Annotated in this window: 10 protein-coding genes; 3 read left to right on the top strand and 7 right to left on the bottom strand. The window is 72.4% G+C overall.

The window, feature by feature from the left end; translation table 11 throughout:
* Window position 1: 1 nt before the first annotated feature.
* The gene (locus tag E0L36_RS10640; RefSeq protein ID WP_180928787.1) at window positions 2-556 is read right to left on the bottom strand and encodes a peroxiredoxin; all 555 of its coding nucleotides are present in this window, start codon (window positions 554-556) and stop codon (window positions 2-4) included.
* Window positions 557-1,275: 719 nt separating this feature from the next.
* On the opposite strand from E0L36_RS10640, the gene E0L36_RS10635 reads away from it, so the two are divergent.
* Window positions 1,276-2,262 carry a hydrogen peroxide-inducible genes activator gene (locus E0L36_RS10635; RefSeq protein WP_180928786.1) on the top strand — a complete coding sequence of 329 codons (987 nt, stop codon included), beginning with the start codon at window positions 1,276-1,278 and terminating at the stop codon, window positions 2,260-2,262.
* A 36-nt stretch (window positions 2,263-2,298) separates the two neighbouring features.
* Here the strand turns inward: E0L36_RS10635 and E0L36_RS10630 are convergent, their stop codons facing one another.
* Together E0L36_RS10630 and E0L36_RS10625 are read right to left on the bottom strand one after the other, a co-directional pair.
* A complete protein-coding gene (locus E0L36_RS10630; RefSeq protein WP_180929916.1) occupies window positions 2,299-2,550 on the bottom strand; it encodes a hypothetical protein in 252 nt (83 codons plus the stop codon).
* A gap of 125 nt (window positions 2,551-2,675) precedes the next feature.
* Window positions 2,676-3,596, bottom strand: a complete 921-nt coding sequence (locus tag E0L36_RS10625; protein ID WP_258016197.1) for an SPFH domain-containing protein — start codon at window positions 3,594-3,596, stop codon at window positions 2,676-2,678.
* Window positions 3,597-4,154: 558 nt separating this feature from the next.
* Between E0L36_RS10625 and E0L36_RS10620 the strand changes: the two genes are divergently transcribed.
* Window positions 4,155-5,993, top strand: a complete 1,839-nt coding sequence (locus tag E0L36_RS10620) for an alpha/beta-hydrolase family protein (RefSeq protein ID WP_180928784.1) — start codon at window positions 4,155-4,157, stop codon at window positions 5,991-5,993.
* Between the two features lie 90 nt (window positions 5,994-6,083).
* Here E0L36_RS10620 and E0L36_RS10615 read toward each other — a convergent pair whose 3' ends face one another.
* The 4 genes from E0L36_RS10615 to E0L36_RS10600 all read right to left on the bottom strand — a co-directional run bounded on the left by E0L36_RS10615 (window position 6,084) and on the right by E0L36_RS10600 (window position 11,665).
* The gene (locus tag E0L36_RS10615) at window positions 6,084-7,589 is read right to left on the bottom strand and encodes an AI-2E family transporter (protein WP_180928783.1); all 1,506 of its coding nucleotides are present in this window, start codon (window positions 7,587-7,589) and stop codon (window positions 6,084-6,086) included.
* Between the two features lie 205 nt (window positions 7,590-7,794).
* Entirely contained in the window at window positions 7,795-8,535 is a 741-nt protein-coding gene (locus E0L36_RS10610) for a transglycosylase SLT domain-containing protein (protein ID WP_180928782.1), read from the bottom strand.
* Between the two features lie 465 nt (window positions 8,536-9,000).
* Window positions 9,001-10,323 carry a PhoH family protein gene (locus E0L36_RS10605; protein ID WP_180928781.1) on the bottom strand — a complete coding sequence of 441 codons (1,323 nt, stop codon included), beginning with the start codon at window positions 10,321-10,323 and terminating at the stop codon, window positions 9,001-9,003.
* Window positions 10,324-10,903: 580 nt separating this feature from the next.
* Window positions 10,904-11,665 carry an isoprenyl transferase gene (locus E0L36_RS10600; RefSeq protein ID WP_180928780.1) on the bottom strand — a complete coding sequence of 254 codons (762 nt, stop codon included), beginning with the start codon at window positions 11,663-11,665 and terminating at the stop codon, window positions 10,904-10,906.
* A gap of 156 nt (window positions 11,666-11,821) precedes the next feature.
* Here E0L36_RS10600 and mgrA point away from each other — a divergent pair, with 156 nt between their 5' ends.
* Window positions 11,822-12,868 (top strand): L-glyceraldehyde 3-phosphate reductase, encoded by a 1,047-nt coding sequence (gene mgrA / locus E0L36_RS10595; RefSeq protein WP_180928779.1) that lies wholly within the window; start codon window positions 11,822-11,824, stop codon window positions 12,866-12,868.
* Window positions 12,869-13,351: the final 483 nt, after the last annotated feature.

Genomic DNA, 13,351 nt, shown 5'->3' with positions numbered 1-13,351 from the left:
CTCACTCACCGGCCAGCAGCTTGACCGGGTCGAGGGTCTCCTCGCCCTGGGTCCAGTTGCAGGGGCACAGCTCGTCGGTCTGGAGCGCGTCGAGGACCCGGAGGACCTCCTTCGGGTTCCGGCCGACCGAACCGGCGGTCACCATGGTGAACTGGATCTCGTTGTTCTGGTCCACGATGAAGACGGCGCGCTGGGCGAAGCCGTCGGCGCCCTCGATGCCCAGGTCCCGCATCAGCTGGTGCTTGGAGTCGGCCAGCATCGGGAAGGGCAGGTCGCGCAGGTCGTCGTGGTCCCGGCGCCAGGCGTGGTGGACGAACTCCGAGTCGCCGGAGAAGCCGAGGACCTGGGCGTCGCGGTCAGCGAACTCGTCGTTCAGCTTCCCGAAGGCCGCGATCTCGGTGGGGCAGACGAAGGTGAAGTCCTTCGGCCAGGCGAAGATGACCTTCCACTTACCTTCGTAGGTCTTGTGGTTGATCGTCTCGAACTCCTTGCCCTTCTCCAGGGAGACACAGGCGGTCAGTTCGAACTCGGGGAACTTGTCACCGACAGTGAGCAACGCGCACTCCTTGCAGGACGGAACGCCTCCGTGCGGGAGGGTTCCTGAGGGTTGGACGATCCCCACAGTGCCACAGAGATCATTGATCGCGGAAATAGCCGGATACGGAGCGGCTGATCGCCTTCCCCTATCAGTCCCGGCCCGCCCTCACCTCGTCGTCCCCTCCCAGCGGCCCCGCCACCACCGTCCGCGCCCGGCCCGCCACCGGTCATCCGGCCCTGGCCGCCCGGCCGTTGGGACCTCACCACCCGGCCACGGCGCTCCGCGCACGGTAACCCCCGCCGCCCCGCCCGCACCAGCGCCGTACCGCACCCCGGGACCTCCCCCGGCCATCCGGACCGTCCTACGGCCCCGACGGGACGACGGGCAGGTCACACCCCGGACGGCACCCGGGGACCCGGCCCCGGAGCGGGACGGGGACGGCGGGGACGGGGACAGCGGGGACTGGGACAGCGGGGACTGGGGCGCGGCAGGCCGGGACAGCGCGGGGGCGGGGAGCCAGGACCGGCCGGGGGATCAATCGGCCGAGAGGATAAACTTGCCGCGATTGATCGCATGTCGGTATCAGTGGCGGTATCGGGAACGGGAGCGGAGGTGGTCGCGGTGCGGATCGGAACCGTCCGCGCGCCCTCGCCGCCGCGCCCCCGGGCCCTCGCGGCCGCACGTCCGGTGGCCGCCTCGGCGCCGCGCTCGCCGTCCGCCTCCGGGGAGTCCCGTCCATGACGCGCTCCACCCCCACGCTGCCCGCGCAGCGAGGCGGGAAGGCGAAGACGCCGAGCCTCGCCCAGCTGCGCGCCTTCGCCGCAGTCGCCGATCATCTGCACTTCCGCGAGGCCGCCAGCGCGATCGGCATGAGCCAGCCCGCGCTCTCCGGCGCCGTCGCCTCGCTGGAGGAGGCGCTGGGCGTGCGGCTGCTGGAGCGGACCACGCGCAAGGTGCTGCTCTCCCCAGCCGGGGAGCGGATGGCGGCCCGCGCCCGCGAGGTGCTGAACGCGGTGGGCGAACTGCTGGAGGAGGCCGAAGCCGCCCGGGTCCCGTTCACCGGTCCCCTGCGGCTGGGTGTGATCCCCACCGTGGCCCCGTACCTGCTGCCCACGGTGCTCGGCCTGGTGCGTGACCGCTATCCGCGGCTGGACCTGCGGGTCCACGAGGAGCAGACGGCCTCCCTGCTGGACGGCCTGGCACGCGGACGACTCGACCTGCTGCTGCTCGCGCTCCCGACGGGGGCGCCGGGGCTGCGCGAACTGCCGCTGTTCGACGAGGACTTCGTCCTGGTCACCCCGGAGTCGCACCCCTGCGCCGGTCGGACGGGTCTCCCCCGGTCCGCCCTCCGGGAGCTCGACCTGCTCCTGCTGGACGAGGGCCACTGCATGCGCGACCACACCCTGGACATCTGCCGGGAGGCGGGCGTCGCCCACGGAGCCCGGTCAGGCGACGCGCCGGTCTCCACCACCGCCGCCGGGCTGTCCACCCTCGTTCAGCTGGTCGCGGGCGGGCTGGGCGTCACGCTGCTTCCGCGGACCGCGCTGCGTGTGGAGACCGCCCGCAACGAGGCACTGGCCACCAGCCGCTTCGCCGATCCGGCGCCCGCCCGGCGGATCGGCCTGGCGATGCGCGCGGGCGCGGCACGGGAGGAGGAGTTCGTCCTCTTCGCGGACTCCCTCCGCTCCGCCCTCGGGGACCTGCCGGTCCGCCTCGTCGACTGAGCCCGCGCCCCGCCGTCCCGCTCCCCGGCCAGGCGGTCAGTCGGCGGGTGGTGGCTGCTCGCGGGGTGGGCGGCCCCGGCGCGGATGCGGACGGGCGTCGTCCGGCAGCCGTCCGGCGTCCCGCAGCGCGCGGCGGAGCAGGAAGTCGATCTGCGCGTTGGTGGACCGCAGTTCGTCGGCCGCCCAGCGGGCCAGCGCCTCGTACATCACCGGGTCGAGGCGCAGCAGCACCTGCTTCCGGCGGGCCGGGGTGGCGCGGGACCGTGGACGCGCGGCCGTGCCCTCCACCGCCTCCGCCCGGTCGGGGGCGGCTTCGGGGGAGGGTCCGGTGACGCTGGGACCGTCGTCCGGTGTTCCCGGTGCACCGCTTCCGGGGGTTCCGGGCTCGGGCGGGTCGGTCACTGATCCGTCCGTTACTGGTAGAGGGAGCCCGCGTTGACGATCGGGTGCGGGGTGCGGTCCCCGCAGAGCACCACGAGCAGGTTGCTGACCATCGCCGCCTTGCGCTCCTCGTCCAGTTCCACGAAGTTCTGCTCGGTGATCCGGGAGACGGCGTCCTCCACCATTCCACAGGCCCCTTCGACGATCTTCTCCCGCGCGGCGACGACGGCGCCCGCCTGCTGCCGCTGGAGCATCGCGGACGCGATCTCCGGAGCATAGGCGAGGTGGCTGAAGCGTGACTCGATGATCCGCACACCCGCCGCCCGGACCCGCGCGGTCAGCTCGACCGCCAGCTTCTCGGTGATCTCCTCGGCGTTGCCCCGGAGGGAGAGTTCACCCTCGTCCTGCGCGTCGTAGGGGTACTCGATGGCGATGTGCCGGACGGCGGCCTCGGTCTGGGTGGAGACGAACTCGACGAAGTCGTCCACCGAGAAGGTGGCCTGCGCGGTGTCCCGCACCTGCCAGACCACCACGGCGGCCAGTTCGACGGGGTTGCCGTAGGCGTCGTTGACCTTGAGGACGGCGGTCTCGTGGTTCCGCACCCGGGTGGAGATCTTCTTCCGGGTCGTCAGCGGGTTGACCCAGCGCAGCCCGTCCGTCCGGATGGTGCCGGTGTACCGGCCGAAGAGCTGGACGACCCGTGCCTCACCCGGTGCCACCATGTTCAGCCCGGACATCGCGAAGACCGAGCCGATCAGCGTCAGGATGCCCAGGACGAGGAGCGCCGCTCCCGCGCCGGGCGCGCTCATGCCGAGCAGCGACTCCCCGCCCAGCACCGCCCCGCCGCCCACGATGGCGGCCGCTCCGACGAGCACCCCCAGCAGCGAGAGCAGCAGGCCGAGCGCCCCGCTGACGTTGGCGGCGGCGGTCTCCTCCACCTCGGGCTGCGGCATCGCGGCGAGGTCCGGCGTATCGCCGGGTCCGCCCTCCCCCGGGTGCGAAACCGTCGCTGCCGGGACCGGGGCGGGCGCGGAGTGGTTGTCGGGCATCTGGTTCCCCATCTCTCAGTGGTCGGCGGGGACGGTCGCTGGCCGCGCGGAACCTGCGGAGCGCGGCCGGCCGTGTCCCCGTGCTGTGCCAGGCGATGCCCCCCGTGCACGCGCCAGCTGGCGCCGCGCCCTTGAGTGATGGCATGCGTCTAGCAAAGTGATAACACTTTAACGTCTGGACGCGATCCTGGCCAGCCGCCCACCCCCGCCCCGCGCCCAGTCCCCCACCCGTCCGCCCCTCGTCGGCGCCCGGAGAACCGGTGCCCGACGGCGTGCGCCCGGCGCGCTCACGCTCCGCCCACCACGGAGAAACCCCCGGTCAACCCCTGCCGCGCGGGCTGCGTCCCCCTTTCCGGCGCCCTCGTCCAGCGGTCGGGACCACCGCTCGCGGGACGGCGCGGGCACCACCTCACCGGCCGCCCACCGGGCCGCCACGACACCGGAACGAGCGGGAGCGCACAGATGCAGGTACCGGCCGGGGCGTCGGAGACCGCACCCCGGACCGGGGAGGCGGCCGGGCCGAGCACCGGCGCGCCAACCGGTCACATACCGGACACGCGGCCGGGCCGCGCCCTCCGCCGGACACTCGCGCTCGTCCGGCGGCCGTACTGGGACCCGCCGGACGAGCGCCGCGTCGTCCGGCGGTGGCCCGCGCTCGCCGCGACCTGCGTCGGCACCCTCTTCTTCCTGCTCTCCCTCACCCCCTCGCTGGTCCCGCGCCCCTGGGCACTCCAGGGCGTGATGGGCGGGATCACGGCGGCCATGGGGTACGGCGTCGGGGCGCTGGTGGGCTGGCTGCTGCGGCTCACGCTCGGCGGGCTCTGGCGGCGCCACGCGCCGTGGCCGCGTCCCGGGGAGCGCTGGCGGGCCCGCGGCTGGCAGGCGTACTACGTGCTGAGCACCGGGCTCACCATCACCGCGCTGTCCTGGAGCGCGGACGCCCAACGGGAACTCCGTCGCCTCCAGGACATGCCGGAGACCCTGACCTGGCACTCCCTGATGATCACGCTGATCGCCCTGGGCGTCGGCTGTCTCCTCCTGCTGCTGGCGCGGGCGGTGCGGCTCGCCACCCGGGAACTCATCAGCGGACTCGGCCGGTTGCTGCCCCGTCCGGCCGCCATCGTCGCGGGCGTGCTGATCAGCGCCACCGTGGTCGCGGTCGGCACCCGGGACGTCCTCTTCGACCGGGGCATCGTGGACGTGGTGGCCCGGGTCGCGGAGAGCACCAACCGCGGCACCAAGGACGGCGTCACGCAGCCCGGTTCCCGCTACGTGTCGGGCAGCCCGCACTCCCTGGTCAAGTGGGACGACCTGGGGTACGAGGGACGGAACTTCGCCGGTTCCGGGCTGACCGCCCGGCAGATCGCCTCCGTCACCCGCAAACCCGCGCGCGATCCGGTCCGCGTCTACGTCGGGGAGCAGAGCGCCGACGGGTTCACCGCCCGGGCCCGGCTGGCCGTCCGGGAGCTGGAGCGGACCGGCGCCTTCGACCGCGAGGTCCTGGCCATCGCGGGCACCACCGGCATGGGCTGGGTCAACTCCACGGACGCCGAACCGCTGGAGTACCTGTACGGCGGGGACACCGCCATCGTCGCGGTGCAGTACTCGTACCTGCCCAGCTGGGTCTCCTTCCTGGTCGACAAGGAGCAGGCGGGCCGGGCCAACCGCGCCCTGGTCAAGGCGGTACGCGAGCGCTGGCTCCAGGAACCACCCCGGGAGCGCCCGAAGTTGGTGGTGTTCGGCGAGAGTCTGGGCGCCTACGGCATCGAGGCGGCCTTCGACGGCCCCGCCGACCTGCTGTCCAAGGTGGACGGCGCCTTCCTGGCGGGCTCCCCGAACTTCTCACCGATCCGCGAACGGCTCACCGCCGCCCGCGATCCCGGCAGCCCGGTGTGGCGCCCGCGGTACCGGGAGGGGCGCAACTTCCGGTTCGCGCAGTGGCCCGACCGGGACTTCGACCGTCCCCCGGCCGCCTGGGAACACCCGCGCGTGGCCTATCTCCAGAACGCCTCGGACGCGATCGTCTGGTGGTCGTGGAGCCTGGCCTTCGAGCGCCCGGAGTGGCTGTCCGGCCCCCGTGGCCCGGACATCACCTCCGGTGTGCGGTGGTTCCCGCTCATCACCTTCTGGCAGACCACCGTCGACATGGCCGTCTCCTACGGGGTGCACGCGCCGCACGGCCACCGGTACGGCAACGGCTCGGTCGAGGCGTGGACCTCCGTCCTCCCGCCGGACGGCTGGCGGGAGAGCGACACCCGGCGGCTGAAGCGGTTCATGGACAACCGCGAGGCCCCGTACTGACCCGCCCGGAACGGCCCTCGGCCGCTCGGTGTGGGTACCGGACGGCCCGAGGGAGAAGCACACGCGAGGGCTTGAGGCGAGGGGGTGGCGTCAGCCTCCGCTCTCCCGGTCTCCCGCTCCGGTGGCTCCGGGCGTCTCCGGAGCACCGGAGGCCGGGCCGTCCGAGGGGGCCGGGGCCGCGGGCGCCGCGGGCTCGGTCGGGGACGACGCCGCCACCGGCGCCCCCCCACCCGTCCCGGCCCCGACCGGGACCGGGGTCGCTCCCCGTGGCACGCCAGCGGCGGCCACCGCGGCGGCCGCGCTCTCCGCCGCGTACGAACGCAGGTAGCCGACCACCGAGTTGACGACCGCCACCAGGGGCACCGCCACGACCGCGCCCGCGATCCCGGCGATCAGGCTGCCGCCGGTGACGGCGAGCACCACGGCCAGCGGGTGCACACGCACCAGCCGCCCCAGGATGAACGGCTGGAGGATGTGGCTCTCGATCTGCTGCACGGCCAGCACGACGGCCAGCACCAGCATCGAGGTGACGAAGTCGTTGGTGACCAGCGCGACCACCACGGCGAGCGCTCCGGACATCACGGCGCCGACGATCGGGATGAACGCGAAGAGGAAGATGAACACCGCGAGCGGCACCGCCATCGGCACGTCGAGCAGATGGATGCCGACACCGATGAAGACCGCGTCGATCAGGGCCACTATCACGGTGCCGCGCACATAGCCGGTGAGCGTCTGCCAGGCCCTCGGCCCGGCGCCCGCCACGCCCTCCCGCGCGGCCGCCGGGACGAACTTCAGCGTCCAGTCCCAGATCCGGCGGCCGTCGTAGAGCAGGAACAGCGTGACGAACATCGCCAGCAGCATTCCGGAGAGGAACTCGAAGAGGACGGTCACGCCCTCGATCCCGGCGGAGGTGATCTCCTTGCTGTTGTCGCCCAGCCAGTTGCTCAGGTTGTTGGCGACGTCGTTGATCTGCTCCTCGGAGACGTGGAAGGGGCCGTTGACGGCCCAGCTCTTCAGCTCCTCGATACCGTCCTGCACACGGCCGGTGAGGGTGTCCAGGTTCTCCATGACCTGCCACACCACGAACCAGCCCACCAGACCCATCACCACGAAGCCGGTGATGAAGGTGATCGCGGTGGCGAGTCCCCTGCCGAGGCCGATCCGCCGCAGCCGGGCCACGGTCGGCTGGAGCAGCGCGGTGATCAGCAGTCCGGCCGCGAAGGCCATGATCAGCAGGCTTATCGCGCTGACCACCTTCATCAGCACGTAGATCACCCCGGCCAGCACCAGCAGCCGCCACCCCGCCTCAGCCGCCACCCGCACCCCCCAGGGGACGGCGGCGGCGGGCTCCGGTTTGGCGACCACCGCGGGAGCGTAGCTCGGTGGTGCCGGTACGGCGTCCGCGGCGGCCCGGGCGTCCCGGTCACCGACTCCCGCGGCGCCGACCCCGGCGGCGGCGTTCGACGGATCGTCGAAACCGCCCGCGCCCTCCGCCCCCTTGGGCCCCGCTGGCTCGTCCGGCTCGCCCTTGTCCGCGACGACCTGCGCGGCCCAGCGCGCCACGCCGAGCCGCAGCCTGTCGAACCTGCTCGTCATTCCACGTCCTCCGCCCCCGGCGTGACCACCGTCGTGCACCTGCCGTGTGGGGGACGAGGCTACCGGCGTGTTTGGTTGCTTTTGGCGGACGCACGATACCCCCGGCCGAAGTTGGCGCGGGGGTAACGTACGCGTCGCGTTCACGTGGCGGGGCCGGGGGGCCACCGTGTCGGTGGCCCGGGGCGCGGCCCCTCGCGTCAGCGGCTCAGTACCAGTTGTTGGCCTGCCAGAACTCCCATGCCTCGCACGGGCTTCCGTAGCGGTCGTTCATGTAGTTCAGGCCCCACTTGATCTGGGTGGCGGGGTTGGTCCGCCAGTCGGCTCCGGCCGAGGCCATCTTGGTGCCCGGCAGCGCCTGGACCAGACCGTACGCACCCGAGGACGGGTTGGTGGCCTTGTAGTTCCAGTTCGACTCGCGCTCCACGATGTTCGAGAAGCACTGGTACTGCCCACCACCGACGATCTGCCGGGCCATGGACTTGACCTCGCCGACCGAGTACGAGGGCTGCTGCTCGAAGTCGCCCGGGTCGGAGCGCTCCTCGTCGCGGCTGGCCTTCTCCTCGCGCTCCTCGCGCTCCTCAGCGGCCTTCTTCGCCGCGGCGGCCTTCTTCTTCTCAGCCGCGAGCTTCTTGGCCGCCGCGTCCTTGGCCGCCTGCATACGGGCGGATTCCTCGGCGGACTTCTTGGCGGCGGTGGTGGCGGCGGAGGACTGGGTGTCCGCCTGCTGGGACAGCGAGGCCGTCTGCAACTGGCTCTGCTCACCCGCTGGGATGTCCTCAAGGAGCGTCGCGTCAGCGGCGGTGGCCTCGACGTCGGTCGACGTCTGGCCCTGGTCGCTGCCCGAGGCCACACCGACGACGGCGCCGACGGTGGTGACCGCGGTGGCGGACGCCACGGCGAATCCCCGGACCGAGATCCGAGCAGTCACACGGTTTCCTTCCAACATGCCCGCTGGTGTGACCTCGCGGGCGCAGATCGTGCCCCTGGCGCTGACCTCCCTCGTACGTGGCCACGGGAGGTACGGGCCCGGTGGGCCCCCGTGAGGGGAACCCGCGTGGTTCTTCGGGCGGCATACGGCGTCACCGCTTTTCAGTTCTGTGTAGCTCTGTGGTGCCGCACCCCTGGGGGTGCTGATGTGCCGTATGCGGGGCCTGACGAACCCACACCCTGCCGGAGACGTCCGGGGTGAGGCAATTCCCTCCCGAGTGGGATAGCTCACACGGGGTTTGACCCTGGAGCTTATCGGAAAGACGGGCGCGAACGAGCCCCGTACGGCTAGGCTTTCCCGCCCACTCCGTACGGGGCTCGTCATATCGGTCAACCACGGGCCAGCGACCCGTCCTCCGGGAGGTCGACCGGGGGCGACGGCGGCTGACGGTCCGTTACGCCGCCTGGGCCCGGTGCGCTCCGCTCAGACCCGGCCCTCCTCCAGCATCTCGGTCACCAGCGCGGCGATCGGCGACCGCTCCGAGCGGTTCAGCGTGACGTGGGAGAAGAGGGGGTGTCCCTTCAGCTTCTCCACCACCGCGACGATTCCGTCGTACCGGCCGACCCGCAGGTTGTCGCGCTGTGCCACGTCGTGCGTCAGCACCACCCGCGAGCCGGTGCCCACCCGGGAGAGCACCGTCAGCAGCACGTTGCGCTCCAGCGACTGCGCCTCGTCCACGATGACGAAGGCGTCGTGCAGCGAACGGCCCCGGATGTGGGTGAGCGGCAGCACCTCCAGCATGCCGCGCGCCACCACCTCCTCGATGACCTCCCTGCTGGTGACCGCCGAGAGGGTGTCGAAGACCGCCTGCGCCCAGGGGTTCATCTTCTCGGCCTCGGTGCCCGGCAGATAGCCGAGGTCCTGTCCGCCCACCGCGTACAGCGGACGGAAGATCATCACCTTGCTGTGCTGCCGCCGCTCCAGCACCGCCTCCAGTCCGGCGCAGAGCGCCAGGGCGCTCTTGCCCGTACCGGCCCGGCCACCCAGCGAGATGATGCCGACCTCCGGGTCGAGGAGCAGGTCCAGCGCGATCCGCTGTTCGGCGCTGCGCCCCTTGATGCCGAACGCCTCCCGGTCGCCGCGCACCAGCCGCACCCGCCGGTCGGGAGTGACCCGGCCGAGCGCCCTGCCCTTCTCCGAGCCGAGCACCAGCCCGGTGTGCACCGGCAGTTCGGCCGCCTCGGGCACGAAGACGCTCTCCGCGGCGAACAGTTCGTCGATCTCCTCGCCGGGGAGGGTCAGTTCGGCCATCCCCGTCCAGCCGGACTCCGTGACGGCCAGTTCGGCCCGGTACTCCTCGGCGAGGAGCCCCACGGAGGACGCCTTGATCCGCAGGGGCAGATCCTTGGAGACGACGGTGACGTCGAACCCCTCGGCCTGGAGGTTGCGGGCGACCGCCAGGATGCGGGAGTCGTTGTCCCCCAGACGGAAACCGGCGGGCAACAGCGCGGGGTCGGAGTGGTTCAGCTCGACCCTGAGCGTGCCGCCCAGCTCGCCGATCGGGATCGGGGCGTCGAGCCTGCCGTACCGGACCCGGTGCTCATCCAGGCGCCTCAGTGCCTGCCGGGCGAAGTAACCGAGTTCGGGGTGGTGGCGCTTGGCCTCCAACTCGGTGACAACCACCACGGGCAGCACGACCTCATGCTCGTCAAAGCGGTCCATGGCCGATGGGTCGGCGAGCAGCACGCTGGTGTCGATGACATACGTGCGCCGTTCGGAGTCGCTGCGCTTCTTGCTGTTCACCACGGGTGGACGTACCCCCTTGGATGAGGTCGGGGAGCGACGGCGTCGCGGGAGAAGTGACCGGGCCGGACCCGCTGGGAACGGGCCGGACACCGGCCCTGTCGCGCGCCGCACCTCGCGTGCGGTCGTCCGTGGTCTGCAACGGGCCTCCCGGCGGCCACGGATCCGGTACCGGGAACCGGTGCGGGCGCGGCCTCAGGAGGGGTATTCCCCCACCGGTCAGCATGCATGCTTTGGCATATGTCACCGGAACCGCGGCGGCCAGCCGGGGGACGGACCAACCGGGTCAACACCCCTGTGACCAGGGGTGGGAGAGAGGCCGGGGCGCGGAACACCGCCGTCCGAGGCAACGTCACCGGCAGGCGCATGGCCGTGTCGCCACGCCACCGGAGCACGCGGGCGCGGCGGGAAACGTTCTCTCCGCCACCGCATCGGCCGACCCTCGGCCAGCTCCGCCTCCGGTCTCCCCGTCGCCGGGCCTACCCTGCACGGGCGCCGGGAAGCCGCGCGGGAGTACCCGGAAGAGAAGGTGAGAGAGGGGAGAGAGGGGGGAAGGGGGAGGGTCGCGGCGAAGGGGTGGCGGTCAGCTGCCGTAGCGGCGGGACCGGGCGGCGTAGTCGCGCAGTGCGCGCAGGTAGTCCACCCGGCGGAAGGCGGGCCAGAAGACCTCGCAGAAGTAGTACTCGGAGTGCGCGCTCTGCCAGAGCATGAAGCCGGAGAGACGCTGCTCACCGCTGGTCCGGATGACCAGGTCCGGGTCGGGCTGGCCACGGGTGTACAGGTGCTCCGAGATGTCCTCGACGGTCAGGCTGTCCGCCAGCTCGTCGAGGCTGCCGCCCTGGGCGGCGCGGTCGGCGAGCAGGGAGCGCACCGCGTCCGTGATCTCCTGCCGTCCGCCGTACCCGACGGCGACGTTGACCAGTATCCCGTCGATCTCCCCGGCCTGCTGCTCGGCCTCCTTCAGCACCCGCTGGGTCCGCGCCGGGAGCATGTCCAGCTGGCCCACGTGGTGGACCCGCCAGCGCCCGTCCGCCGCCAGGTCACGCACGGTGCCCTCGATGATGCCGAGCAGCGGCAGCAGCTCGTTCTCCGGCCGGGTCAGGTTGTCGGTGGACAGCAGCCAGAGGGTGACGACCTCCACGTCGGTCTCGGCGCACCAGCCGAGCAGCTCGCGGATCTTCTCGGCGCCCGCCTGGTGTCCCTGCTCCGTCGTTCCCCCGGCCGCCCGGGCCCAGCGCCGGTTCCCGTCCAGGATGACGCCGATATGCTTCGGGATTCGACGGTGGTCGAGGCGGTCCTCGACCCGGCGCGCGTAGAGCCTGTACACCAGGTCGCGAAGCTTCATGGGATTGTTCAGCCCCTCAGTGCCGAGTCCGGGATCCCAGAACCCTACTGCTGTTCGCCCTCCCGAACGAAGTCGGGCCCGTCCGCCCCGTACCACGGGCACCACCCGTCACCCGGGCTCCGCCGGACCACCCGCCGCAGCGACAGGAAGGCAGTCATGACCGACGACACAGGGCGCTACCGAGCCGCCGAGAGCCGGTACGACACGATGGAGTACCGGCGCAGCGGACGGTCGGGCATGATGCTGCCCGCCATCTCGCTCGGGCTGTGGCACAACTTCGGGGACGACCGGGCGTTGGACACCCAACGCGCCATCCTGCGCCGCGCGTTCGACCTCGGCGTCACCCACTTCGACCTGGCGAACAACTACGGTCCGCCGCCCGGGTCGGCCGAGCTGAACTTCGGGAAGCTCCTCGCCCAGGACTTCGCCCCGTACCGCGACGAGCTGGTGATCTCGACCAAGGCCGGCTACCCCATGCACCCGGGCCCGTACGGGGACGGCGGATCGCGGAAGTACCTGCTCTCCTCGCTCGACGCCTCGCTGCGCCGGATGGGGCTGGAGTACGTCGACGTCTTCTACTCCCACCGGGTCGATCCGGACACCCCGCTGGAGGAGACGATGGGCGCGCTCGCCTCCGCCGTCCAGCAGGGCAAGGCGCTCTACGTCGGGATCTCCTCGTACAACGCGCGGCGGACCCGGGAGGCGGCGCGGCTGCTGCGCGAGATGGGGGTGCGCCCGCTGATCCACCAGCCGTCCTACTCCCTGCTGAACCGCTGGACGGAGGAGGACGGGCTGCTCGACGTGCTGGACTCCGAGGGCATGGGGTGTATCGCCTTCGCCCCGCTCGCGCAGGGCCTGCTCACCGACCGGTACCTGAACGGCGTCCCCGAGGGCTCGCGGGCCTCCCGGGGGACCTCCCTCGACCCGGGGCTGCTGACGCGGGAGATGGTGGAGCGGCTGCGCGGGCTGAACACCCTGGCCCAGCGGCGCGGCCAGTCGCTCGCGCAGCTGGCGCTCCGCTGGGTGCTGCGCGACCCGCGGATGACCTCGGCGCTGATCGGCGCGAGCAGCGTCGCCCAGCTGGAGTCGAACGTGGCGGCGCTGAGCACCCCCGCGCTGACCGAGGACGAGCTGGCCGAGGTGTCCGTCCTCGCGGCATCGGAGCCCGGTACCAACATCTGGGCGCGGAGCAGCGAGAGCTGAGCTTCTTCCGGCCCCTGTCCGGGTGAGGGCTCGGTGCGGTCGGCCAGGCGCGCGGACGGCCGGAGGACAGGGGCCGGGCGGGGCGTCCGACGGGCTGGCACGGGCCGGGCGCCGGGGCGGGCTTGGTGCCGGGGCGGGCCGCACACAGAAAGCGGGCCGGTCCGTGGGGGGATACGGACCGGCCCGAGGGGGGGTTTCCACCCTAGCCCTTCGCGTCCGGCGAGCCGCCCTCCCGACGTCGGCCGGGCGCGCTCCACGGGGCGCCAGCCGTGACGCACACCGTCCCGCGATTCCGTCACACCGTCCTGACCTGCACAAACACCAGAGTCCCCGGTGGGCGGCCACGGTGACGATCGCCGCGAATGAGACGAAAGGCATGTCGGCCACGTCCGCGTCCGCCCTCCCAACGAGCGACCCCGGCGCGCACGCCGGCTTGACGCCCCACCGTGCCGCCGCCCCGGCGCGCGGCCGCACCGGGCTGCT

The organism is Streptomyces sp. AJS327, assembly GCF_013450295.1.
Taxonomy (GTDB): domain Bacteria; phylum Actinomycetota; class Actinomycetes; order Streptomycetales; family Streptomycetaceae; genus Streptomyces.
Note: the sequence above shows the minus strand (reverse complement) of the source record. Positions and strands in the feature narration are given on the sequence as shown.